This is a genomic window from Citrobacter sp. Cpo221, assembly GCF_030332345.1.
Classification (GTDB): domain Bacteria; phylum Pseudomonadota; class Gammaproteobacteria; order Enterobacterales; family Enterobacteriaceae; genus Citrobacter; species Citrobacter portucalensis.
This window is the reverse complement of record NZ_JAOWIA010000060.1, coordinates 1-24,121: the sequence shown is the minus strand read 5'-3', so window position 1 is coordinate 24,121 and position 24,121 is coordinate 1. Positions and strand designations below refer to the sequence as shown.

Genomic DNA, 24,121 nt, shown 5'->3' with positions numbered 1-24,121 from the left:
ACTGCCTACCTTAACGATTCAGCAACCGCGCTTATTGATGCAAATCAAATTCGCCCTTATATACTCCTTAAGAGGTATATAACTGATTTGTCAGCATTTTTATAAGTGACGGAATTATTTGGGTTTTCGTGTTTGTATAAATAGCGTACAAATTAAGGGGTTTTTGTAGGAATTGGCCTACATGACCAGTGAAAGAAGAGAGGAGGAGAAAATATGCCGGATGATGTGGATACCATCCGGCAGTGAGATTAATGCGCTGCTGGGGCGTTATGCTGGCGATGACGCGTGACGAATCCAAGAATAAAGCACATCACGAATACAACCGCATACAAGCCGTTAGCCGTTTGCAATGCCGCCTGCGGGCCGCTGTGTGCCACGATAGGGCCGGTGACGACGAAAGTGAGCATAGTGCCGATGGTGCCGCAGGTCAGAACGAAGTTAACCAGTTTGGGTGAGGCGACCTTCGTCTGCTGGGAGCCAAGGGTAATGATGGTGGTATAAATCGCGCTGGAGAAGAAGCCCAGCGTCATAATAAACCACGGCATATGCTCTGGCGTACCGGTGATAAACAGATACATCAGGACGGTAGCCAGACCCGCCAGTACGGTCAGGATGCGCTGCAAATCGAAGAAACGCAGAATAAAGCTAAATGCCCACATGCCAACCATGTAAGACATCCAGAAGTCGCTGACCAGTTTACCCGCATCGTTCAGGCTCATGCCCAGACTTTTGGCGTACTCCGGGACCCAGGAGATAAAACCCAACTGACCGAGGATGTAGCACAGTGCAGCGATCGCCAGAAACAGCACGCCAATCCCCCATTTTTCTTTTACTACCGGCGCGTCTGACTGCTGAGCGTGTTTACCCAGTGCCGGGAATTCACAACCGAAGGTCAGCAGGAAAATGGCGACGTATACGAGGCCGATGCAGGCATAGACCCAATACCATTCGATGCTGCGCGCTAACAAGAACGCGGCAACCATCGGGAAAATCATGCCGGCCATGCTGAAGAAAGAGTCAGTAAACAGCAGGCGGGAACCGCGCTGGCGACCTTCATACATTTGAGTTACCAGGAACGTACCAATCGACATGGTAATACCGCTCACCAGACCCAATACAAACATGGCGGCGGAGAACAAGGCCAGGCTATGGCTGAACATCAGTCCGGCAACGGCCAGTACCATCAGGATAAAGCCGAAGCGCAACTGGGTTTTCAGTGGCACGATTTCCATTAACCATGCATTCAGAAAGATAGAGATCAGAATGCCGGCATTCAGGAAGGTGAAGGTGTTACTCATGCTGGAAACGGGCAAATGGAAGTAATCTGCGATGTTTCCCATCACCATCCCGGTGACAATTACCAACGCACCTGTCAGGGCGTAGGAGAGAAAGCTAATCCATGTGAGCTTGATGCGATTGCTGTTAGTCATGACTGGCCTGTATAGAAGTGTAAGGCGCATTGACTGCGCCGTGAGCGGGCAGATTTTAGGCGTTTTAGTGACGCATTTAAATATTTATTGGTAATAACTTGGTGCGTTACATTTTTCTATGTGATCTTGATCACATTGATACTTGCAGCCATGAGGTTACATTTGTTTCAGGTACGTAAAATTAAGTAAAGGGATGGCCTTGTCCTTGAAGGCTCTTTAGAATCAATTCACTTGCTTCATTTCTGCTCTTGTTAAGGAATTCTCATGCTCAAATCGACTCTGGCGGCTGTTGCAGCTGTTCTCGCTCTTTCTGCTCTCTCTCCCGCAGCACTGGCAGCAAAAGGTGACCCGCATGTTCTGCTGACAACCTCTGCCGGTAACATTGAGCTGGAGCTGAACAGTCAGAAAGCCCCGGTTTCAGTGCAAAACTTTGTCGATTATGTCAACAGTGGTTTCTATAACAACACCACGTTCCACCGTGTGATCCCAGGCTTCATGGTGCAGGGCGGCGGTTTTACCGAGCAGATGCAGCAGAAGAAACCTAATCCGCCAATCAAGAATGAAGCCGATAACGGACTGCGTAACACTCGCGGCACGATTGCTATGGCGCGTACAGCGGATAAAGACAGCGCGACCAGCCAGTTCTTTATCAACATTGCAGATAACGCTTTCCTCGATCACGGCCAGCGCGACTTTGGCTACGCTGTTTTTGGTAAAGTTGTGAAAGGTATGGATGTCGCGGATAAGATCTCTCAGGTACAGACCCATGATGTCGGTCCATACCAGAATGTCCCGTCAAAACCGATTGTTATCCTTTCTGCTAAAGTCCTGCCGTAATCGTATCTTGCGCGGGTAGTTCTTGCCCGCGTTCACCCCTCTCTCTGCGTAACCCTAAATTGCTGCTTATACTTGTGGCAAGTGTCGGCTCATTCAGGGAGGTCACGTGAAAAAACTCACCGATAAACAAAAGTCCAGGCTGTGGGAACAACGGCGAAACGCCAATTTCCAGGCCAGCCGACGGCTGGAAGGCGTAGATATTCCGCGGGTTACTCTGAGTGCTGAAGACGCTCTGGCGCGTCTTGAAGAGCTGAGGAGGCACTATGAGCGATAAATTCGGTGATGGTCGCGACCCGTATTTATATCCGGGCCTGAATGTCATGCGTAACCGTCTGGGGATTCATCAGGCGCAGCGTTTAGCGCAGGCGGCTTATGAACTGACAGCGCTGCGTGCGGCGACTATCGAATTGGGGCCGCTTAAACGGGGCTTACCGCACCTGTGCGCCATTCATCGCCAGCTGTATCGGGATATTTTTGACTGGGCGGGACTCCTGCGCGAAGTCGATATTTACCAGGGCGATACTCGCTTTTGCCATTTCGCCTATATCGAGAAAGAGGGCAATGCGCTGATGCAGGACCTGGAAGATGAGTCCTGGCTGGTGGGATTGCCGGAAGACAAGTTTGTCGATCGTCTTGCGCACTATTATTGCGAAATCAATGTGCTGCATCCGTTTCGCATTGGCAGTGGCCTGGCGCAGCGTATTTTCTTCGAACAGTTAGCGATTCATGCCGGGTATATGCTGAGCTGGGATGGCATTCCGGTTGAAGAGTGGAATCAGGCTAATCAGAGCGGGGCGATGGGTGACCTGTCTGCATTGCGGGCGATATTTCGTAAAGTGGTAAGCGAAGCCCCGGAAACTGAGTAGAATAGCGCGGTTCTTATGTACCGGAGCCGCCATGATCCTGCTTATTGATAACTATGATTCTTTTACCTGGAACCTGTACCAATACTTCTGCGAACTGGGCGCTGATGTCCTTGTCCGGCGCAACGACGATCTGACGCTGGCGCAAATCGATGCGCTGAACCCGCAAAAAATCGTGATTTCCCCTGGGCCAGGCACGCCGGATGACGCCGGTATCTCACTGGACGTTATTCGTCATTTCGCCGGTAAGCTTCCCTTGTTGGGTGTTTGTCTTGGTCACCAGGCGATGGCGCAGGCCTTTGGCGCGAACGTAGTTCGGGCGGCTAAAGTGATGCACGGTAAAACCTCGCCGATTACCCATACCGGGCAGGGTGTTTTTCAGGGACTCGCTAACCCATTAACGGTAACGCGCTACCACTCTCTGGTGGTTGCTCCTGAGACGCTTCCCGAGTGCTTTGAAGTGACAGCATGGAGTGAAACGCTGGAGATAATGGGCATTCGTCACCGCGAGTGGGATATGGAAGGGGTACAGTTTCACCCGGAGAGTATTCTCAGCGAACAGGGGCATCAGCTGCTGGCTAATTTCCTCAATCGCTGATTTGTAGTTGCCATTCAGTGATTTTTTATTCATATTTTGTGATTATAATTTCACTGGCGTTTCTGCTTAACAGGGTGGTAATGACATGGCAACTGAACAAACTGCAATTACGCGCGCGACATTCGATGAAGTGATTCTGCCGATTTATGCACCGGCTGAGTTTATCCCGGTAAAAGGAAAAGGGAGTCGAGTGTGGGATCAACAGGGCAAAGAGTATGTTGATTTCGCGGGCGGCATTGCAGTGACCGCGCTAGGACATTGCCACCCGGCACTGGTTGAGGCGTTAAAAACTCAGGGCGAAACCCTGTGGCATACCAGCAACGTTTTCACCAACGAACCGGCGTTGCGCTTAGGCCGTAAAATCATTGATGCGACCTTTGCCGAGCGCGTGCTGTTCATGAACTCCGGTACTGAAGCCAACGAAACCGCCTTTAAGCTGGCGCGCCACTATGCCTGCGTGCGTCATAGCCCGTTCAAAACCAAAATCATTGCCTTCCATAATGCGTTTCACGGCCGTTCGCTGTTTACCGTATCCGTTGGTGGGCAGCCGAAATACTCCGACGGCTTTGGACCAAAACCGGCGGATATCATCCATGTCCCGTTTAACGATCTGCATGCGGTCAAAGCGGTGATGGACGATCACACCTGCGGGGTGGTGGTTGAGCCTATTCAGGGTGAGGGCGGCGTCACTGCGGCAACGCCGGAATTCCTGCAAGGTTTACGTGAACTCTGCGACCAGCACCAGGCACTGTTGGTATTTGATGAAGTGCAGAGCGGGATGGGGCGTACCGGCGATTTGTTTGCCTATATGCACTACGGCGTGACGCCGGATATCCTCACCAGCGCGAAGGCGCTCGGTGGCGGCTTCCCGGTGAGCGCGGTGTTGACTACTCAAGAGATTGCCTCCGCGTTCCACGTGGGTTCGCACGGCTCCACTTACGGCGGTAACCCGCTGGCCTGTGCGGTAGCGGGGGCAGCGTTTGATATCATCAACACGCCGGAAGTGCTGGGAGGCATTCAGGCCAGGCGTCAGGCGTTTGTCCAGCATTTGCACAAGATTGATCAACAGTTCGACATTTTCAGCGATATTCGCGGGATGGGGCTGCTGATTGGCGCCGAGTTGAAGCCGCAGTTTAAAGGCCGGGCGCGCGATTTCCTCTATGCCGCCGCGCACGAAGGGGTGATGGTGCTGAACGCCGGGCCGGACGTGATGCGTTTCGCGCCGTCGCTGGTGGTGGAGCAGGAGGATATCGATGAAGGGATGCAGCGCTTCGCGCAGGCGGTAGCGAAAGTGGTGGGCTGATTGCCGGATGGCGTACAGGGTAAGCTGTGATTCGTAGGCCGGATAAGCGTAGCGCATCCGGCAGTCGAGCTTAACCCTTCATATCCCGCAGTCGGCGGCTCAGCCAGATCCCGTGGTGCGGTCGCTGACGCCATGCTACCGACGAAATGGTATGCATGGTGTTCAGGTGCCCAAGAACCCGCTGCAGATGCTGCTCAAGGGTGCTTAACGGACCATGGGACAGCATCTCTGGCGCTTCGAGAATATTCACATCTCCCGAGCTTCCCGGCCCATCATATTCCAGCCGTTGCTGACAGCGCTGGAGCGCAATTTCACAGGACTCCAGATACCGCTGCGCCAAATCCGGCGTCAGCATCGTATGTTCCCTTGCCAGCGTGGTCATCGCGTTGATGTGTTCGACGATGAACTGGCTGTGCGTGACCCACAGTTTCATGTCTGCAAGGTAGTGCGAGTTAAATCCTGGCTCCTGCATTGCCTGGTTCAGCGAGTTGAACAGCGTGTTTTGCGTCTGGTTGACGCGCATGCGCTGATACGCCAGCGGCGTGGCCTGTGGATCGTTGCTGAGGATCAGACGAATGGCCTCCTGGTCGGCTTCTAACGCATCGTGGGCGTTCTTTCGCAGCAGACCGCTCTGCCACTGTGGCCACAGCCAGAGCGTGCCGCCAAAGGCGATTAAGCAGCCAATGACCGTATCGACAAACCGCGGCACGATAAACTCTTCCCCGTTCAGCGTCAGCAGTTGCAGGGTGTATACCGCCGTTACCGTAAAACCGACGGTAGCCCAGCCGTAGTTTTTACGGATGATCAGATAACTCACCAGGGTTATCAGCAGCATGGCCGCCAGCGTGAAACCTTCGGGAATATGAAAGTGCAACGTGACGCCAGCAATGACCAGTCCAACGAGCGTACCTACGGAACGGTGTAAGATGCGCACCCGGGTCGCCCCGTAGCCATTTTGCGTAACAAACAGGATCGTCATCAAAATCCAGTAAGGCTTTGGCAGGTGTAAGGCACTGCCCATCAGGCTTGCGATACTCAACATAACGCTGATGCGTCCGGCATTGCGCAGCGCCGGGGATTTCAACGACAGGTAGTTTTTCAGGGCAGGGATCAGCGGCAACCGACGCTGCTTGTCAGCCATTAAATCACGGGCATACAGCGGACGCTGGGTCCGTAGCACGCGGGCAATACGGCTGAAGTGCCAGTAGCAAAATTGCCCCACCGGATTGTCCGGATGCTGCCTGGCTATTTTCTCCAGCGTGCCAATCTGCTTTTCCATCGAGAAACGGGTCGGCAAGCGGTGATACAAAATATCATCGGCCAGTACCCGAAGGCGTTCGGCGACGGTTCGCGCGTTCCAGCGAATTACCTGCTCCGCGTGGCTACGCTCAACCAGTTTTTGCACTTCTTCTGGCTGGTGGAGGCTAACGGAAATATGCTCCTGTAAATCCAGCGCCTCCTGAAAGGCACGCAGCAGGCGTTTGTATTCGTTGTTGTGATGTGCCGACAGCATATGCATTTGCTGATAGCACTGGGTAATCAGATCCACTGCCTTTTGTTGGCGAACCAGTAGGGGAGGCAGCGCTTTTTCTGGGTCGGCATGCTGGGTCAGCATGCTGTACTTGGCTTCACAGTAATCGGCTAATTCACGGTACAGCAAGCTGAGCGATTCGCGGAGCGGTTGCTCGCGCCACATCCAGAACCAGTTGAACAGGCCGTACCATAACGTGCCCAGCGCGTAGATCAGCAGCGGCTCCCAGACGGGCATATTCCCGGCCAGGCTGAGCGTGAAAATCGCCGCGATAAGCGAGGCTGGCAGTAATCGCGCATGCAAAGGGCTTAGCTCGGCGGTTACGCCAAGAATCAGCGTCAGGCCGGTGAGGATCAATGGTAACGGTATAGTTTGCGCAAGCAGTAACTGCATGATCAAACTGCACCCGGCAAACAGCGATGCACCAATGACTAAGCGTTTGAAAAAGCGCTTGTGCGGAGTATCAAGACCGGCAATGTTGCAGCAGGCAGGGACGAGGGAAAAGAGAAGCCCCAAATGAAGCTGACCGATGATCAGACCAACAGCCACAGGTAAACATAGCACCAGCGTTTGTCGTAGTGCGTAGTTGATCTCTGGGTGGTATATCAGTCTTCGCCACATCGGAGTAAACAAAAGTGGCGCATTACTGGGTAACGCGCCACTTCGATGGGGTTAACGCGTGCCGTAGACGACGATGGTCTTACCGTGTGCGGAGATCAGGTTCTGATCTTCCAGCATCTTCAGAATACGACCGACGGTCTCACGGGAGCAGCCAACGATCTGGCCGATTTCCTGACGGGTAATTTTAATCTGCATGCCGTCCGGGTGGGTCATCGCATCAGGCTGTTTCGCCAGATTCAGCAGAGTCTGCGCGATACGACCGGTTACGTCGAGGAAGGCAAGGTTGCCCACTTTTTCAGACGTGACCTGCAGACGACGAGCCATCTGAGAAGACAGGCGCATCAGAATATCCGGGTTGACCTGGATTAATTGGCGAAATTTTTTGTAGGAAATTTCAGCGACTTCACATGCGGTTTTGGCACGTACCCAGGCGCTACGTTCCTGACCTTCTTCGAAGAGGCCTAATTCACCAATAAAATCGCCCTGATTCAGATAAGAAAGGATCATTTCTTTCCCTTCTTCATCTTTGATCAGCACTGCCACGGAGCCTTTAACGATGTAATACAACGTTTCCGCTTTTTCACCCTGGTGAATCAGCGTGCTCTTCGATGGGTACTTATGAATATGGCAATGAGACAAGAACCATTCGAGAGTCGGGTCTGTTTGCGGTTTGCCAAGCACCATGCGCGGTTATCCTCTGTTATAAGCTGTCTCCAGAGCCAGAAAACGACGCTGCCTCTGGGTTTGCAAAAATATGCTTCCCGCTACCTGGGAAAGGGGCTGTCAAAAATATACTGCAGCCTGTAATGTGATGTCCTCTGCATACATGCAGTACGTCAATGTATTACTGTAGCATCCCGTCTGTTTTAGCATAGCTTTCGCCGTGTGTCTCCTGGTGTCTCGCTTCAGCATGACGCAGGTCGCCTTCCGTTGCGAGAATTGTTATGTGCGCGTAATCTGTCAGGAAAATTGAAACATTGGAGTTACGAAATATGCAAGCGCGTGTAAAGTGGGTTGAGGGGTTAACCTTCCTCGGTGAGTCCGCCTCTGGTCACCAAATTTTGATGGACGGTAACTCCGGTGATAAAGCGCCGAGCCCGATGGAAATGGTATTAATGGCTGCTGGCGGTTGTAGCGCGATTGATGTGGTATCGATCCTGCAAAAGGGTCGTCAGGATGTGACCAACTGCGAAGTGAAACTGACTTCAGAGCGTCGTGATGAAGCGCCGCGCCTGTTTACCCACATCAACCTGCATTTCATCGTAACGGGTATCGATCTGAAAGATGCGTCTGTCTCCCGCGCCGTCGATCTTTCAGCGGAAAAATACTGCTCCGTAGCGTTGATGCTGGAAAAGGCAGTGAATATTACCCATTCCTATGAAGTGGTTGCTGCTGCGTGATGCCATGCCTGATGGCGTTTCACTTATCAGGCCTACAGGATATAAACGCGTAGGCCGGATAAGGCATCAGCCGCCATCCGGCAAAAGACCAAATCACTCGATCTTCTTACCTTCCATCAGTCGCTGTACCAGCGGCAGCATAATCAATTCCATCGCCAGACCCATCTTGCCGCCAGGTACGACTAACGTATTGATATGGGAAATGAATGAGCCCTGCAGCATGGCCAGTAACCACGGGAAGTCGATCCCTTCCAGGTTACGAAAATGAATCACGACAAAGCTTTCATCCAGTGACGGAATACTCTTAGCGGCAAAGGGATTAGAGGTATCGACGGTCGGTACGCGCTGGAAGTTAATATGCGTCCGGGAAAACTGCGGCGTGATGTAATTGATGTAATCGTCCATTGAGCGCACCACCGAGTCCATCACCGCTTCACGCGAATGGCCACGCTCGCTGGTATCGCGAGTCAGCTTCTGGATCCATTCCAGGTTTACAATAGGTACCACGCCAACCAGCAGATCGACATGCCGGGCCACGTTTTGCTGCGGGGTGACGACACCACCGTGCAGCCCTTCGTAGAACAGTACATCCGTCGGTTCAGGCAGCGGCTGCCAGGGCGTGAATGTCCCCGGAACCTGGTTCCATGGTACGGCCTCATCGTAAGTGTGCAGATATTTTCGCGACTGGCCTTTGCCCGTCTGACCGTATTCGATGAAGGTTTGTTCCAGCAAGCCGAAGTCATTAGCTTCGGGGCCAAAATAGCTGATATGCCGCCCGGCATCGCGTGCTTTGCGAATCGCCATATCCATTTCCGGACGGGTATAGCGATGAAAACTGTCACCTTCCACCTCGGCGGCGCGCAGATTTAACTGCGCGAAAATTTTACGAAACGCGAGGCTGGTGGTAGTGGTCCCCGCGCCGCTGGATCCTGTTACCGCAATCACCGGATGTTTGGCAGACATAACAACTCCATGAAATGGTTGTAATTATAGTAAAGTCGGCCGGCGGCTACGGATTACTCGTGAATCTGCTTCCTCGGCATAATGTTGACCGTTTCATGCAGTTCAGACCACACCAGCACGGCTTCACCTGATTGTAGTTGGCGTTTGACGTCGGCGACTTTTTGTTCGAGCGAGCGTTCATGTTCACCATAATCGGTGCCTTCGCGCAAGACAAAGCTTTCAATCAAATTGTCCAGCGCGTCCGGGGAGATATCTTGCCATGGGATAATCATGATGATGCCTCCAGATACGTTGTCAGCCAGTCCGGGATTCTTGATTCCAGCCACATCTCAGGACGGCGCACCGTGCCACCTATAAATCCAACGTGGCCGCCGTGTTCAGTAAGCTGGTACTCCACCTGTGAGGGCAGATTTTCCGGTTTCGGGATCACATGATGATCCATAAACGGATCGTCTTTCGCATGGATAATCAGCGTTGGTTTGGCGATCCGATTGAGCAACGGCATGGCGCTGCACTGGCGGTAATAGTCTATAGCATCGGCGAAACCGTGGATTTTGGCGGTGATTAGATCGTCAAAATCGCGAATGCGGCGTAAAGATTTCAACTGGGCCAGACTCACCGGCAGCGAACCTGGATAAGCTTCAAGCTTACGTGAGGCATTGGCTTTCAACAGATTGAGCAGGTAGCGCTGGTAGACCCGGGAGAAGCCCTTGTCCATATGGTAGCTACAGGCTTCGAGCACGAAAGGTGCAGAAACGATAACCGCCGCATCTATCGGAATATCGTTGCCTTCTTTTGCCAGCAGGCAAGCCAGCATGTTTCCACCGAGTGAATAACCTACCGCCGCGGTCGGTACGCGACCGAACTCACGCTCCAGCCAGTGTAAAAACCAGGTGCCATCTTCTGTTTCGCCCGAGTGATAAATGCGGTTCAGACGATTGGGTTCGCCGCTGCAGCCGCGAAAATGCATTACCACGCCCAGCCAGCCGCGCTTTTGTGCTGCTTCAATCAGGCCATGTGCGTAGGGGCTGTTTAGACTGCCTTCCAGACCGTGAAAAACCACCAGGCGCGGTTTGTGTTTCGCCTGTTGCGGATCTTCGCTCCACGCCAGATCGACGAAATCACCGTCGGGCAATTCCAGACGCTGCCAGTGGGCGTCGAACTTCACCTTGCGGCGAATTAAACGCGGCAGCATCGTCTGCAGATGGCGGTTACTGATACCGCGCATCGGGCGGAATTCTCGCGAATCGTCGGTAGGTGGGGTCATTTCTGTGGACGTGATTTCAACCATAACACCGGAGCAATTAATAATCGGAAAGAGTAACTATACCGCGCACAGCGCGTGCGGGTTAGCCAATATGTGATTTTGTCGCTAGTCAGTCAGCAGGTTACGCGAGATTGGGTCACAACTACGTCAACGAAACGTAGGCCTGATAAGACGCGCGAGCGTCCTCATCAGGCATTTTCGGCTCTGGCGCCGGATGGCAGCTTCGCCTTCTCCGGCAATCATGACTACTCGGCGAGCATTTGCTCAAGCTGCTCCTGAGCCTCCAGCCAGGCCATTTCACACTCTTCCAGCCCGGATTTCGCACTGGCCTGCTGCTGCAAACAGGCGGTAAGTTCGGCTTTGCGACTTTGGTCGTACAGTTCGCTGTCGCCGAGTTTTTCTTCCGCCTGCGCCAGCTGTGCGTGCAGTTTCTCCATCTCTTTTTCCAGACGGGTAATCTCTTTACGCAGCGGCTGCGTCAGGGAGCGCAGTTCCGCTTCGCGGCGCTTCTGGTCTTTACGCGCCTGGGCGCTGTTAACGCTCTCTTTCGCCGGTTCGTCGCCCTGGTTTTCCTGTTTCTGGACATCGCTCAGCCACTGCTGATAATCCTCCAGATCGCCATCAAACGGCTCGACTTTCTTGTCGTGTACCAGATAGAGGTCGTCGGTGGTGGAGCGGATCAGGTGACGGTCGTGCGAGACGACAACCAGCGCGCCTTCAAAATCGATCAGCGCTTCGGTCAGCGCCTGGCGCATATCCAGGTCCAGGTGGTTGGTCGGTTCATCGAGCAGCAGTAGGTTAGGGCGCTGCCAGACGATCAACGCCAGCACCAGACGCGCTTTTTCGCCACCGGAGAAGCGGCGTGTCTCTTCGCTGACTTTATCGCCCTGGAAGCCGAATCCACCCAGGTAGTCACGCAGTTTCTGTTCCAACTCCTGCGGTGCCATGCGTGCCAGATGCTGAATGGGTGATTCATCGGCGCGTAAAAACTCCAGCTGGTGCTGCGCGAAGTACCCCAGCTTGATGCCTTTCGCCAGGCCAATCTCGCCGCTGATAGGGGCCAGTTCGCCGGCCAGCAGCTTAATCAGCGTCGATTTACCCGCGCCGTTGCGACCGAGCAGGCCGATGCGGGAACCCGGCACCAGATTCAGTTTGATCGAATCGAGAATGACGCGATCGCCGTAGCCAGCGCTGACCTTTTCCATCTTCAGCAGCGGGTTTGGCAGGCTTTCCGGCTCACGGAAGCTGAAGTGGAACGGGTTGTCCACGTGCGCTGGGGCAATCAGCTCCATGCGTTCCAGCATTTTGATACGGCTCTGTGCCTGCTTCGCTTTCGTTGCTTTAGCGCGGAAACGATCGATATAGCTTTGCAGATGCGCCACGCGCTCCTGCTGGCTTTCGTACATTGCCTGTTGCTGTGCGAGGCGCGTCGCACGCTGGATTTCAAACGCGCTGTAGTTGCCGGTGTACTCGAACATGGTTTGCTGTTCGATATGAATAATTTTATCTACAACCGGATCGAGGAAGTCGCGATCGTGGGAGATCAAAATCAGCGTACCCTGATAGCTTTTCAGCCATCTTTCCAGCCAGATCACCGCGTCGAGATCGAGGTGGTTGGTGGGTTCATCGAGCAGCAGTAGGTCTGAACGGCAAATCAGCGCCTGGGCCAGGTTGAGACGCATACGCCAGCCACCGGAGAAGTCGCTGACCGGGCGCTCAAGCTGTTCGTTGGTGAAGCCGAGGCCATGCAGCAGGCTGGCGGCGCGTGAGCGCACAGTCCAGGCGTCGATGGCATCCAGCTTGCCATGGACAGTGGCAATGGCATGTCCATCGTTACGTTCGTTAGCGTCGTTCAACTGCGCTTCCAGTTGACGATACTCGCGGTCGCCGTCAATCACATACTCCAGCGCGGGCTGCGGCAATGCTGGCGTTTCCTGATTCACCCACGCAAGCTGCCAGTTTCCCGGATAGGTAAATCCTCCAGCGTCGGCGCTGAGTTCATTCTTCAGCAATGCCAGCAGGGTAGATTTACCGCAGCCATTTTTACCCACCAGGCCAACCTTCTGCCCTGGATTAATGGTGGCCGTGGCATTGTCCAGCAAGACGCGCACGCCGCGACGAATTTGTAACGATGAGAAAACAATCATAAGGCGCCGTATGTTCAGACTATGTTAATTTATCATTATGATAATGTAATGTGCGGGCCGTTTGCCGCACCGAGGCGCAATGGTAGCCCAAAACGTCGAAAATAGACAAAAGACAAAACCGGGAGGGGGATGATGTTCCAGCCAGCGAAAGTCTTGCTGCTGTATGCCCATCCGGAATCTCAGGACTCGGTCGCGAACCGTGTTCTGCTTAAACCGGCCATGCAGCTCAGCAATGTTACCGTGCACGACCTTTACGCGCACTATCCTGATTTTTTTATCGATATTCCGCATGAACAGGCGCTGCTGCGTGAGCATGATGTGATTGTTTTTCAGCACCCACTCTATACCTATAGCTGTCCGGCGCTGTTAAAGGAATGGCTTGACCGCGTACTGAGCCGCGGATTTGCCAGCGGTCCCGGAGGGAATCAACTGGCGGGAAAGTACTGGCGTAGCGTTATCACTACCGGAGAACCGGAAAGTGCCTACCGCTATGACGCACTAAACCGTTATCCAATGAGCGATGTGCTGCGTCCTTTCGAGCTAACGGCCGGTATGTGCCGCATGCACTGGATGAGCCCAATTATCGTTTACTGGGCCAGACGGCAAACGAAGCAGGAGCTGGACAGCCATGCGAAAGCGTATGGTGACTGGCTGGCGAATCCGATCCCTGTGGGAGGCCGCTAATGGAAGGTTCTGATTTATTGACAGCGGGAGTGTTGTTCCTCTTCGCGGCGGTGGCTGCAGTTCCCCTGGCCTCAAAGCTGGGTATCGGTCCTGTGCTGGGTTACTTGCTGGCGGGTATTGCTATCGGCCCGTGGGGGTTAGGATTCATCAGCGATGTGGATGAAATTCTGCACTTCTCCGAGCTGGGCGTAGTCTTTCTGATGTTCATCATTGGGCTGGAACTTAATCCCGCCAAACTGTGGCAACTGCGGCGTTCAATTTTTGGCGTCGGTGCCGCGCAGGTGATGCTGAGCGCGGTGGTACTGGCCGGATTATTGATGCTCACTGCGTTCTCTTGGCAGGCGGCAGTGGTTGGCGGCATTGGTCTGGCGATGTCATCGACCGCTATGGCGCTACAGTTGATGCGCGAAAAAGGCATGAACCGCAGTGAATCCGGACAACTGGGTTTTTCGGTACTGCTGTTTCAGGATCTGGCGGTGATCCCCGCGCTGGCACTGGTTCCGCTGCTGGCGGGTTCTGCTGACGAACATTTTGACTGGATCAAAGTGGGAATGAAGGTGCTGGCCTTTGCCGGCATGCTGATTGGCGGTCGCTATTTGCTGCGTCCGGTTTTCCGCTTTATTGCGGATTCTGGCGTGCGGGAAGTGTTCACCGCTGCCACGCTGCTGTTGGTGCTGGGTTCTGCTCTATTTATGGATGCGCTGGGGCTGTCAATGGCGCTGGGAACGTTTATCGCGGGCGTGCTGCTGGCGGAAAGCGAATACCGACATGAGCTGGAAACGGCAATCGATCCGTTTAAAGGCCTGTTGCTCGGGCTGTTTTTTATCTCCGTTGGCATGTCGCTCAACCTCGGCGTGCTCTACACCCATATTCTGTGGGTGGCAGCGAGCGTGATAGTGCTGGTGGTCGTAAAAATGCTGGTGCTGTATGTGCTGGCGCGTCTTAACGGCATGAGAAGCTCTGAACGGATGCAATTTGCCGGGGTTTTAAGTCAGGGTGGTGAATTCGCTTTCGTGCTGTTTTCAACGGCATCCTCGCAACGGCTGTTTCAGGGCGACCAAATGGCGTTGCTGCTGGTGACCGTCACGCTGTCGATGATGACCACACCGCTGGTGATGAAGCTGATTGATAAATGGCTCTCCCGCCAGTTTAACGGCACGGATGAGGAAGATGAAAAACCCTGGGTGGAAGATGATAAACCGCAGGTGATTGTGGTGGGGTTTGGGCGTTTTGGTCAGGTTATTGGTCGCCTTTTGATGGCCAATAAAATGCGCATTACCGTTCTGGAGCGGGATATCAGCGCGGTGAATCTGATGCGTAAATATGGCTATAAGGTTTATTACGGTGATGCCACGCAGGTGGAACTGTTGCGCTCCGCAGGGGCAGAGGCGGCGCAATCTATTGTTATTACGTGTAATGAGCCTGAAGACACCATGAAACTGGTGGAACTGTGCCAACAGTATTTTCCGCATTTGCATATTCTTGCGCGAGCGCGCGGACGTGTAGAGGCACATGAGTTATTACAGGCTGGTGTGACGCAGTTTTCCCGCGAAACGTTCTCCAGTGCGCTGGAGTTGGGGCGTAAAACGCTGGTTACACTGGGAATGCATCCGCACCAGGCTCAGCGCGCTCAGCTGCATTTTCGGCGGCTGGATATGCGCATGCTGCGGGAACTGATCCCCATGCATACAGATACGGTACAAATCTCTCGAGCCAGGGAAGCCCGACGCGAGCTGGAGGAAATTTTCCAACGAGAGATGCAGCAAGAGCGACGTCAGTTGGATGGCTGGGATGAATTTGAGTAGAGGATAACCATGGCAATTCGTAAACGTTTTATCGCAGGTGCAAAATGTCCGTCCTGCCAGTCGCAGGATACGCTGGCGATGTGGCGCGAAAATAATATCGATATTGTTGAGTGTGTTAAGTGCGGTCATCAGATGCGGGAAGCGGATAAAGAGGCGCGCGAGCACGTTCGCAAAGAAGAGCAAGTGATCGGGATTTTTCATCCGGACTAGCGATATGGCGCAGCTTTTTTTAAGCTAGAGGGTACACGGGTGCAGAATTCCGCTACAATCTGCGCCACTATTCTTTCCATGCTCAGGAGATATCATGAAAGTAGCAAAGGACCTGGTGGTCAGCCTGGCCTATCAGGTACGTACAGAAGACGGTGTGTTGGTTGATGAGTCTCCGGTGAGTGCACCGCTGGACTACCTGCATGGTCACGGTTCCCTGATTTCTGGCCTGGAAACAGCGCTGGACGGTCATGAAGTTGGCGACAAATTCGATGTTGCTGTTGGCGCAAACGACGCATACGGTCAGTACGACGAAAACCTGGTGCAGCGCGTTCCTAAAGACGTCTTCATGGGCGTTGACGAACTGCAGGTTGGCATGCGTTTCCTGGCTGAAACTGACCAGGGTCCAGTACCGGTAGAAATTACCGAAGTGGAAGACGACCACGTTGTGGTTGATGGTAACCACATGCTGGCTGGCCAGAATCTGAAATTCAACGTAGAAGTTGTTGCTATCCGCGAAGCGACCGAAGAAGAACTGGCTCACGGCCACGTTCACGGTGCGCACGGTCACGACCACGATCATGACCACGGTCATGACGGTTGCTGCGGTGGTCACGGCCACGGTCACGACCATGGTCACGAGCACGGCGGCGAAGGCTGCTGCGGCGGTGGCGGTAAAGGTAACGGCGGCGGCTGCGGTTGCCACTGATCGGTATGATTGCCTGATGGCGCTACGCTTATCAGGCCTACCGTAGGCCGGATAAGACGTTTCCGTCGTCATCCGGCACAAAAAAGCGGGGATATCCCCGCTTTTTTTACGTCTCAATAATGTGGCGGCGGGGTCTCTTCAGACTGCGACGCAATGTGGGACGGCTGCGTTGCTTTGAGCTTTTCTGTCAGCAGACGCAGATGGTCGCGCAGTTTGGCCATTTCCAGTTCATGCGCGGTCACCGTCACGTTGAGCTCTTCAATGGTGATCTCCTGAAATGCCAGGCGACTTTCCAGTTCAGCCAGGCGAGTTTCCATTGTTGTATCCTGCATGATTCACCTCTTTCTTTTTTCTCCGGCAGATCGCGGACTGCGGCGAATTCTACTTAACTTTGCCTGTTTGCACAGCACTCAATCTTCGGTAACGAAACTAATTTAAACAAAAAGAGTCTGAAAAGTGGTGATAATAGGGCGTGCCTGTATGTTGATTTGTTCTGCAACGCTTTATAGTACATTTTTATGTTAGCTAACCCTGGGGTGAGATGCCCCGGCCCTGGAGATATGGATGAAATCACTGTTTAAAGTAACGCTGCTGGCGACCACAATGGCTGTTGCTCTGCATGCCCCGATCACCTTCGCTGCTGATGCTGCGAAACCAGCCGCTACTGCTGACAGCAAAGCAGCATTCAAGAATGACGACCAAAAAGCCGCTTACGCGCTGGGCGCGTCCCTGGGTCGTTATATGGAAAACTCTCTGAAAGAGCAGGAAAAACTGGGCATCAAACTGGATAAAGATCAGCTGATCGCTGGTGTTCAGGATGCGTTTGCAGACAAGAGCAAACTGTCTGACCAGGAAATCGAACAAACTCTGCAGGCGTTTGAAGCGCGCGTGAAGAGCTCCGCTCAGGCGAAAATGGAAAAAGACGCGGCTGACAACGAAGCCAAAGGTAAAGTTTACCGCGAGAAATTTGCTAAAGAGAAAGGCGTTAAAACCTCTTCTACTGGCCTGGTCTACAAAGTAGAGAAAGAAGGTACTGGCGCTGCACCGAAAGACAGCGATACGGTGGTAGTCAACTACAAAGGTACGCTGATCGATGGTAAAGAGTTTGATAACTCCTACACCCGTGGTGAGCCGCTGTCTTTCCGTCTTGACGGTGTCATCCCTGGCTGGACTGAAGGCCTGAAAAACATCAAGAAAGGCGGCAAAATCCAGCTGGTTATCCCACCGGATCTGGCTTACGGCAAAACCGGCGTCCCGGGTATTCCGGCCAACTCTACGCTGGTCTTTGATGTTGAACTGTTAGACATCAAACCGGCACCGAAAGCTGACGCGCAGCCAGATGCTGCACCGGCAGATAAAGCTGCAGACAGCAGCAAAAAATAAGCTAACAGAAACCGCCGCCCACAGGGCGGCGGTTTTTTATTATCGACAGGATATAATTAATACTGGAAAGCGCCTTGTGCGCTGTATTACTTTAGATGCCCCTATAATAGTGATGAGCCTGCCCTGACAACATAACGACAGGCTCCTGAAAAGGAGTGCTTTTTTTCATGTCCAGGTCGCTTTTAACCAACGAAACCAGTGAGCTAGATTTACTGGATCAACGTCCTTTCGATCAAACCGACTTCGATATCCTCAAATCCTACGAAGCGGTAGTGGACGGGTTGGCGATGCTCATTGGTTCCCATTGTGAAATCGTATTGCACTCTTTGCAGGATTTGAAATGCTCGGCCATCCGCATTGCTAACGGTGAACACACGGGCCGTAAAATTGGCTCACCGATTACCGACCTTGCGTTGCGTATGCTGCATGATATGACGGGTGCGGATAGCAGCGTGTCGAAGTGTTACTTCACACGTGCGAAAAGCGGTGTCTTGATGAAGTCGGTGACGATTGCCATTCGCAACCGTGAGCATCGCGTGATTGGTCTGCTGTGCATCAACATGAACCTTGATGTTCCTTTCTCGCAGATAATGAATACCTTTATCCCACCGGAAACCCCGGAAGTGGGCTCTGCCGTCAACTTCGCTTCTTCGGTGGAAGATCTGGTTACCCAGACGCTGGAATTCACGATCGAAGAAGTGAATGCCGATCGCAATGTTTCCAACAACGCGAAGAACCGCCAGATCGTCCTGAATTTATATGAGAAAGGCATCTTCGATATTAAAGATGCCATCAACCAGGTCGCCGATCGGCTGAACATCTCCAAACATACGGTCTACCTCTATATTCGTCAGTTCAAAAGCGGCGATTTCCAGGGGCAAGACAAGTAATGCGTTTTGCCATCATGGTGACAGGGCCTGCTTATGGCACGCAGCAGGCGAGTAGCGCGTTGCAATTTGCTCATGCGCTTCTCGAAGAAGGGCATGAGTTATGCAGCGTCTTTTTCTATCGTGAAGGTGTATATAACGCCAATTTCCTGACTTCACCCGCCAGTGATGAATATGATCTGGTGCGGGCCTGGCAACAGCTGAACCAACAGCATGGTGTAACGCTGAATATCTGCGTGGCGGCGGCGTTGCGTCGCGGCGTTGTTGATGAAACTGAGGCAAAGCGGCTGGGGCTGGCAGGGGCTAATTTACAACCAGGTTTTAACCTCAGCGGGCTTGGATCGCTGGCTGAGGCATCCCTTACCTGCGATCGCGTGGTGCAGTTCTGATGAAACGTGTTGCTTTTGTTTTTTCTACCGTACCGCACGGCAGCGCATCAGGCCGTGAAGGATTAGATGCATTGCTGGCGACATCTGCATTAACGGAAGACCTCGGCGTGTTTTTTATCGGCGATGGCGTCTTTCAAATCCTCCAGGGACAACAACCGGATGCCGTGCTGGCGCGAGACTATATCGCAACCTTCAAGCTGTTAGGGTTGTACGATATCGATCAATGTTGGCTGTGCGCCGCTTCATTACGCGAGCGGGGCCTTCAGCAGGGGGTTAATTTTGTGGTCGATGCGACAGCGCTTGAACCGGAAGATTTACGCCGCGAGTTAGGCAACTTTGACGTCATTTTAAGGTTTTGAGACTCTCATGCTGCACACACTACATCGCTCCGCGTGGCTTACCGATTTCTCCTCTCTTCTTCGCCTGATAGATAAAGACGATGAACTTTTATTGCTCCAGGATGGCGTGACCGCGGCAATAGAAGGAAGTCGTTTCCTTGAAAGTCTGCAAAATGCCTCCATTAAGGTCTATGTGCTGGAAGAAGACATTAAGGCTCGCGGGTTGAGTGGTCAAATTTCAGACAGTGTCGTCAGGGTTAGCTATACTGACTTCGTCAGACTTACGGTGAAGCATCCCAGCCAGATGGCCTGGTAATTGTGGGATCGTTGTATATTTCTTGACACCTTTTCGACACCGACCTAAAATTCTGCGTCCTCATATTGTATGAGGTCGTTTTATTACGTGTTTACGAAGCAAAAGCTAAAACCAGGAGCTATTTAATGGCAACAGTTAACCAGCTGGTACGCAAACCACGTGCACGCAAAGTTGCAAAAAGCAACGTGCCTGCGCTGGAAGCATGCCCGCAGAAACGTGGCGTATGTACTCGTGTATATACTACCACTCCTAAAAAACCGAACTCCGCACTGCGTAAAGTTTGCCGTGTTCGTCTGACTAACGGTTTTGAAGTGACTTCCTACATCGGTGGTGAAGGTCACAACCTGCAGGAGCACTCCGTGATCCTGATCCGTGGCGGTCGTGTAAAAGACCTCCCGGGTGTTCGTTACCACACCGTTCGTGGTGCGCTTGACTGCTCCGGCGTTAAAGACCGTAAGCAATCACGCTCCAAGTATGGCGTGAAACGTCCTAAGGCTTAATGGTTCTCCGTTAAGTAAGGCCAAACGTTTTATATTAATGTCAAACTAAACTCTTAGAGTTTTGGACAATCCTGAATTAACAACGGAGTATTTCCATGCCACGTCGTCGCGTCATTGGTCAGCGTAAAATTCTGCCGGATCCGAAGTTCGGATCAGAACTGCTGGCTAAATTTGTAAATATCCTGATGGTAGATGGTAAAAAATCTACTGCCGAAACTATCGTATACAGCGCGCTGGAGACCCTGGCTCAGCGTTCTGGTAAAAACGAACTGGAAGCTTTCGAAGTAGCTCTCGAAAACGTGCGCCCGACTGTCGAAGTTAAGTCTCGCCGCGTTGGTGGTTCTACTTATCAGGTACCAGTTGAAGTCCGTCCGGTCCGTCGTAATGCTCTGGCAATGCGTTGGATCGTTGAAGCTGCTCGTAAACGCGGTGATAAATCCATGGCTCTGCGCCTGGCGAACGAACTTTCTGATGCTGCAGAAAACAAAGGTACTGCAGTTAAGAAACGTGAAGACGTTCACCGTATGGCAGAAGCCAACAAGGCGTTCGCACACTACCGTTGGTAATCCCTTCGGAGTTTTAGTCACCAGGCGGGCGCTTCTAGTAAGCAGCCCGCTTTGGGCTACTTAAATTGAACGCCTAAAAGATAAACGAGGAATCAAATGGCTCGTACAACACCCATCGCGCGCTACCGTAACATCGGTATCAGTGCGCACATCGACGCCGGTAAAACCACTACTACCGAACGTATTCTGTTCTACACCGGTGTAAACCATAAAATCGGTGAAGTTCATGACGGCGCAGCCACCATGGACTGGATGGAGCAGGAGCAGGAACGTGGTATTACTATCACCTCCGCAGCGACTACTGCATTCTGGTCTGGTATGGCTAAGCAGTATGAACCGCATCGCGTAAACATCATCGACACCCCGGGGCACGTTGACTTCACTATCGAAGTAGAACGTTCCATGCGTGTGCTTGATGGTGCAGTAATGGTTTACTGCGCAGTTGGTGGTGTTCAGCCTCAGTCTGAAACCGTATGGCGTCAGGCAAACAAATATAAAGTTCCGCGCATTGCGTTCGTTAACAAAATGGACCGTATGGGTGCGAACTTCCTGAAAGTTGTTGGTCAGATCAAAACCCGTCTGGGCGCGAACCCTGTTCCGCTGCAGCTGGCAATTGGCGCTGAAGAAGCGTTCACCGGTGTTGTTGACCTGGTGAAAATGAAAGCCATCAACTGGAACGAAGAAGATGCAGGCGTAACCTTCACTTATGAAGATATCCCGGCTGACATGCAGGAACTGGCTGAAGAATGGCACCAGAACCTGATCGAGTCCGCTGCAGAAGCTTCAGAAGAGCTGATGGAGAAATACCTGGGTGGTGAAGAACTGACTGAAGAAGAGATCAAAAAAGCTCTGCGTCAGCGCGTTCTGAACAACGAAATCATCCTGGTAACCTGTGGTTCTGCGTTCAAGAACAAAGGTGTTCAGGCGATGCTGGATGCGGTAATTGATTACCTGCCATCCCCAGTAGACGTACCTGCGATCAACGGTATTCTGGACGACGGTAAAGATACTCCTGCTGAGCGTCATGCTAGCGATGACGAGCCGTTTGCTGCTCTGGCATTCAAAATCGCTACCGACCCGTTCGTGGGTAACCTGACCTTCTTCCGTGTGTACTCTGGTGTGGTTAACTCCGGTGACACCATCCTGAACTCCGTGAAAACTGCACGTGAACGTTTCGGCCGTATCGTACAGATGCACGCTAACAAACGTGAAGAGATCAAAGAAGTTCGCGCGGGCGATATCGCTGCTGCAATCGGTCTGAAAGACGTGACCACTGGTGACACTCTGTGTGACCCGGATCACCCGATCATTCTGGAACGTATGGAATTCCCTGAGCCGGTAATTTCCATCGCGGTAGAACCGAAAACCAAAGCTGACCAGGAAAAAATGGGTCTGGCTCTGGGCCGTCTGGCGAAAGAAGACCCGTCATTCCGCGTATGGACTGACGAAGAATCTAACCAGACCATTATCGCTGGTATGGGTGAGCTGCACCTCGACATCATCGTTGACCGTATGAAGCGTGAATTCAACGTTGAAGCGAACGTCGGTAAACCTCAGGTTGCTTACCGTGAAGCGATTCGCGCGAAAGTTACCGATATCGAAGGTAAACACGCTAAGCAGTCTGGTGGTCGCGGTCAGTACGGTCATGTTGTTATCGACATGTACCCGCTGGAGCCGGGTTCAAACCCGAAAGGCTACGAGTTCATCAACGACATCAAAGGTGGTGTAATTCCTGGCGAATACATCCCGGCCGTTGATAAAGGCATCCAGGAACAGCTGAAATCTGGCCCGCTGGCTGGTTACCCGGTTGTTGATCTGGGCGTGCGTCTGCACTTCGGTTCTTACCATGACGTTGACTCCTCTGAGCTGGCGTTTAAACTGGCCGCTTCTATCGCCTTCAAAGATGGCTTTAAGAAAGCGAAACCAGTTCTGCTTGAGCCTATCATGAAGGTTGAAGTAGAGACTCCGGAAGAGAACACCGGTGACGTAATCGGTGACTTGAGCCGCCGTCGTGGTATGCTTCGTGGTCAGGAATCCAACGTCACTGGCGTTGTTATCCATGCTGAAGTTCCGCTGTCTGAAATGTTCGGATATGCAACCCAGCTGCGTTCTCTGACCAAAGGCCGTGCTTCTTACTCCATGGAGTTCCTGAAGTACGACGATGCGCCGAACAACGTTGCTCAGGCCGTTATTGAAGCCCGTGGTAAATAATCCACAGGATTAAAACCTAAGTCCCGTGCTCTCTCCATAGGGGAGAGCACTATAGTAAGGAATATAGCCGTGTCTAAAGAAAAATTTGAACGTACAAAACCGCACGTTAACGTCGGCACCATCGGCCACGTTGACCACGGTAAAACTACCCTGACCGCTGCAATCACTACCGTACTGGCTAAAACCTACGGCGGTGCTGCTCGTGCATTCGACCAGATCGATAACGCGCCGGAAGAAAAAGCTCGTGGTATCACCATCAACACTTCTCACGTTGAATATGACACCCCGACTCGCCACTACGCACACGTAGACTGCCCGGGCCACGCCGACTATGTTAAAAACATGATCACCGGTGCTGCGCAGATGGACGGCGCGATCCTGGTTGTTGCTGCGACTGACGGCCCGATGCCGCAGACTCGTGAGCACATCCTGCTGGGTCGTCAGGTAGGCGTTCCGTACATCATCGTGTTCCTGAACAAATGCGACATGGTTGATGACGAAGAGCTGCTGGAACTGGTAGAAATGGAAGTTCGTGAACTTCTGTCTCAGTACGATTTCCCGGGCGACGACACTCCGATCGTTCGTGGTTCTGCTCTGAAAGCGCTGGAAGGCGAAGCAGAGTGGGAAGCGAAAATCATCGAACTGGCTGGCTTCCTGGATTCTTACATCCCAGAACCAGAGCGTGCGATTGACAAGCCGTTCCTGCTGCCTATCGAAGACGTATTCTCCATCTCCGGTCGTGGTACCGTTGTTACCGGTCGTGTAGAGCGCGGTATCATCAAAGTTGGTGAAGAAGTTGAAATCGTTGGTATCAAAGAGACTGCTAAGTCTACCTGTACTGGCGTTGAAATGTTCCGCAAACTGCTGGACGAAGGCCGTGCTGGTGAGAACGTTGGTGTTCTGCTGCGTGGTATCAAGCGTGAAGAAATCGAACGTGGTCAGGTACTGGCTAAGCCGGGCTCTATCAAGCCGCACACCAAGTTCGAATCTGAAGTGTACATTCTGTCCAAAGACGAAGGCGGCCGTCATACTCCGTTCTTCAAAGGCTACCGTCCGCAGTTCTACTTCCGTACTACTGACGTGACTGGTACCATCGAACTGCCGGAAGGCGTAGAGATGGTAATGCCGGGCGACAACATCAAAATGGTTGTTACCCTGATCCACCC

The 24,121-nt window shown here is 52.7% G+C and carries 26 protein-coding genes and 1 pseudogene; 19 read left to right on the top strand and 8 right to left on the bottom strand.

The annotated features are described in order from the left end of the window. Positions 1–248 precede the first annotated feature (248 nt). Positions 249–1,430 (bottom strand): MFS transporter TsgA, encoded by a 1,182-nt coding sequence (gene tsgA / locus OGY72_RS20710; protein WP_048215419.1) that lies wholly within the window; start codon positions 1,428–1,430, stop codon positions 249–251. A gap of 264 nt (positions 1,431–1,694) precedes the next feature. On the opposite strand from tsgA, the gene ppiA reads away from it, so the two are divergent. The 5 genes from ppiA to argD all read left to right on the top strand — a co-directional run bounded on the left by ppiA (position 1,695) and on the right by argD (position 5,031). Further along, on the top strand, positions 1,695–2,267 hold the full coding sequence (ppiA, locus tag OGY72_RS20705; protein ID WP_003023595.1) for a peptidylprolyl isomerase A: 573 nt from the start codon (positions 1,695–1,697) through the stop codon (positions 2,265–2,267). A gap of 106 nt (positions 2,268–2,373) precedes the next feature. Beyond that, the gene (ficA, locus tag OGY72_RS20700; protein ID WP_003827708.1) at positions 2,374–2,541 is read left to right on the top strand and encodes a FicA/YhfG family antitoxin; all 168 of its coding nucleotides are present in this window, start codon (positions 2,374–2,376) and stop codon (positions 2,539–2,541) included. Beyond that, the gene (locus tag OGY72_RS20695; protein WP_003827710.1) at positions 2,531–3,133 is read left to right on the top strand and encodes a putative adenosine monophosphate-protein transferase Fic; all 603 of its coding nucleotides are present in this window, start codon (positions 2,531–2,533) and stop codon (positions 3,131–3,133) included. The genes ficA and OGY72_RS20695 overlap by 11 nt, the downstream gene beginning before the upstream one ends. Before the next feature lie 31 nt (positions 3,134–3,164). Next, the gene (pabA, locus tag OGY72_RS20690; protein WP_286549168.1) at positions 3,165–3,728 is read left to right on the top strand and encodes an aminodeoxychorismate synthase component 2; all 564 of its coding nucleotides are present in this window, start codon (positions 3,165–3,167) and stop codon (positions 3,726–3,728) included. 85 nt (positions 3,729–3,813) lie between these two features. Then, positions 3,814–5,031, top strand: a complete 1,218-nt coding sequence (argD, locus tag OGY72_RS20685) for a bifunctional acetylornithine/succinyldiaminopimelate transaminase (RefSeq protein ID WP_286549167.1) — start codon at positions 3,814–3,816, stop codon at positions 5,029–5,031. Between the two features lie 70 nt (positions 5,032–5,101). On the opposite strand, the gene OGY72_RS20680 is transcribed toward argD, so the two are convergent. After that, on the bottom strand, positions 5,102–7,183 hold the full coding sequence (locus tag OGY72_RS20680) for a YccS/YhfK family putative transporter (protein ID WP_286549510.1): 2,082 nt from the start codon (positions 7,181–7,183) through the stop codon (positions 5,102–5,104). A 51-nt stretch (positions 7,184–7,234) separates the two neighbouring features. Next, on the bottom strand, positions 7,235–7,867 hold the full coding sequence (crp, locus tag OGY72_RS20675) for a cAMP-activated global transcriptional regulator CRP (protein WP_000242758.1): 633 nt from the start codon (positions 7,865–7,867) through the stop codon (positions 7,235–7,237). 308 nt (positions 7,868–8,175) lie between these two features. Between crp and OGY72_RS20670 the strand changes: the two genes are divergently transcribed. Then, positions 8,176–8,583, top strand: a complete 408-nt coding sequence (locus OGY72_RS20670) for an OsmC family protein (RefSeq protein ID WP_286549164.1) — start codon at positions 8,176–8,178, stop codon at positions 8,581–8,583. 93 nt (positions 8,584–8,676) lie between these two features. Here the strand turns inward: OGY72_RS20670 and OGY72_RS20665 are convergent, their stop codons facing one another. The 4 genes and pseudogenes from OGY72_RS20665 to OGY72_RS20650 all read right to left on the bottom strand — a co-directional run bounded on the left by OGY72_RS20665 (position 8,677) and on the right by OGY72_RS20650 (position 12,960). Next, complete coding sequence (locus OGY72_RS20665) at positions 8,677–9,546, bottom strand: phosphoribulokinase (protein WP_003827751.1); 870 nt, start codon at positions 9,544–9,546, stop codon at positions 8,677–8,679. A 53-nt stretch (positions 9,547–9,599) separates the two neighbouring features. After that, complete coding sequence (locus OGY72_RS20660; protein ID WP_003023615.1) at positions 9,600–9,818, bottom strand: YheU family protein; 219 nt, start codon at positions 9,816–9,818, stop codon at positions 9,600–9,602. After that, positions 9,815–10,883 (bottom strand): annotated as a pseudogene (locus OGY72_RS20655) (hydrolase). Before OGY72_RS20655 ends, OGY72_RS20660 begins: the two are co-directional and overlap by 4 nt. A 175-nt stretch (positions 10,884–11,058) precedes the next feature. Next, the gene (locus tag OGY72_RS20650; protein ID WP_149280721.1) at positions 11,059–12,960 is read right to left on the bottom strand and encodes an ABC transporter ATP-binding protein; all 1,902 of its coding nucleotides are present in this window, start codon (positions 12,958–12,960) and stop codon (positions 11,059–11,061) included. 132 nt (positions 12,961–13,092) lie between these two features. Here OGY72_RS20650 and kefG point away from each other — a divergent pair, with 132 nt between their 5' ends. The 4 genes from kefG to slyD all read left to right on the top strand — a co-directional run bounded on the left by kefG (position 13,093) and on the right by slyD (position 16,365). After that, the gene (kefG, locus tag OGY72_RS20645; protein ID WP_003023629.1) at positions 13,093–13,644 is read left to right on the top strand and encodes a glutathione-regulated potassium-efflux system ancillary protein KefG; all 552 of its coding nucleotides are present in this window, start codon (positions 13,093–13,095) and stop codon (positions 13,642–13,644) included. Beyond that, positions 13,644–15,449, top strand: a complete 1,806-nt coding sequence (gene kefB, locus OGY72_RS20640; protein WP_003827759.1) for a glutathione-regulated potassium-efflux system protein KefB — start codon at positions 13,644–13,646, stop codon at positions 15,447–15,449. The genes kefG and kefB overlap by 1 nt, the downstream gene beginning before the upstream one ends. Positions 15,450–15,458: 9 nt before the next feature. Beyond that, a complete protein-coding gene (locus tag OGY72_RS20635; protein ID WP_003023632.1) occupies positions 15,459–15,659 on the top strand; it encodes a YheV family putative zinc ribbon protein in 201 nt (66 codons plus the stop codon). Positions 15,660–15,753: 94 nt separating this feature from the next. Next, positions 15,754–16,365: a peptidylprolyl isomerase gene (gene slyD / locus OGY72_RS20630; RefSeq protein WP_008786294.1), complete on the top strand. Its 612-nt coding sequence runs from the start codon at positions 15,754–15,756 to the stop codon at positions 16,363–16,365. Between the two features lie 113 nt (positions 16,366–16,478). Here slyD and OGY72_RS20625 read toward each other — a convergent pair whose 3' ends face one another. After that, positions 16,479–16,697, bottom strand: a complete 219-nt coding sequence (locus tag OGY72_RS20625; RefSeq protein ID WP_003023639.1) for a protein SlyX — start codon at positions 16,695–16,697, stop codon at positions 16,479–16,481. 232 nt (positions 16,698–16,929) lie between these two features. Here OGY72_RS20625 and fkpA point away from each other — a divergent pair, with 232 nt between their 5' ends. From fkpA to tuf, 9 genes are all read left to right on the top strand, one after another. Continuing rightward, positions 16,930–17,748, top strand: a complete 819-nt coding sequence (gene fkpA, locus OGY72_RS20620; RefSeq protein WP_003827768.1) for an FKBP-type peptidyl-prolyl cis-trans isomerase — start codon at positions 16,930–16,932, stop codon at positions 17,746–17,748. Between the two features lie 167 nt (positions 17,749–17,915). Then, positions 17,916–18,638, top strand: coding sequence for a helix-turn-helix transcriptional regulator (locus OGY72_RS20615; protein WP_003023643.1), 723 nt, complete (start codon positions 17,916–17,918; stop codon positions 18,636–18,638). Next, positions 18,638–19,024, top strand: coding sequence for a sulfurtransferase complex subunit TusD (gene tusD / locus OGY72_RS20610; RefSeq protein WP_003827770.1), 387 nt, complete (start codon positions 18,638–18,640; stop codon positions 19,022–19,024). Before OGY72_RS20615 ends, tusD begins: the two co-directional genes overlap by 1 nt. Next, positions 19,024–19,383: a sulfurtransferase complex subunit TusC gene (gene tusC, locus OGY72_RS20605; RefSeq protein WP_003827771.1), complete on the top strand. Its 360-nt coding sequence runs from the start codon at positions 19,024–19,026 to the stop codon at positions 19,381–19,383. The genes tusD and tusC overlap by 1 nt, the downstream gene beginning before the upstream one ends. 7 nt (positions 19,384–19,390) lie before the next feature. Further along, positions 19,391–19,678, top strand: coding sequence for a sulfurtransferase complex subunit TusB (gene tusB / locus OGY72_RS20600; protein ID WP_181510075.1), 288 nt, complete (start codon positions 19,391–19,393; stop codon positions 19,676–19,678). Positions 19,679–19,803: 125 nt separating this feature from the next. After that, a complete protein-coding gene (rpsL, locus tag OGY72_RS20595) occupies positions 19,804–20,178 on the top strand; it encodes a 30S ribosomal protein S12 (protein WP_003023654.1) in 375 nt (124 codons plus the stop codon). A 95-nt stretch (positions 20,179–20,273) separates the two neighbouring features. Then, positions 20,274–20,744 carry a 30S ribosomal protein S7 gene (gene rpsG, locus OGY72_RS20590; RefSeq protein WP_003023657.1) on the top strand — a complete coding sequence of 157 codons (471 nt, stop codon included), beginning with the start codon at positions 20,274–20,276 and terminating at the stop codon, positions 20,742–20,744. A gap of 96 nt (positions 20,745–20,840) precedes the next feature. After that, the gene (gene fusA, locus OGY72_RS20585; protein WP_003023659.1) at positions 20,841–22,955 is read left to right on the top strand and encodes an elongation factor G; all 2,115 of its coding nucleotides are present in this window, start codon (positions 20,841–20,843) and stop codon (positions 22,953–22,955) included. A gap of 69 nt (positions 22,956–23,024) precedes the next feature. Beyond that, a partial coding sequence (gene tuf / locus OGY72_RS20580; protein ID WP_118262821.1) for an elongation factor Tu occupies positions 23,025–24,121 on the top strand: 1,097 nt, incomplete at its 3' end.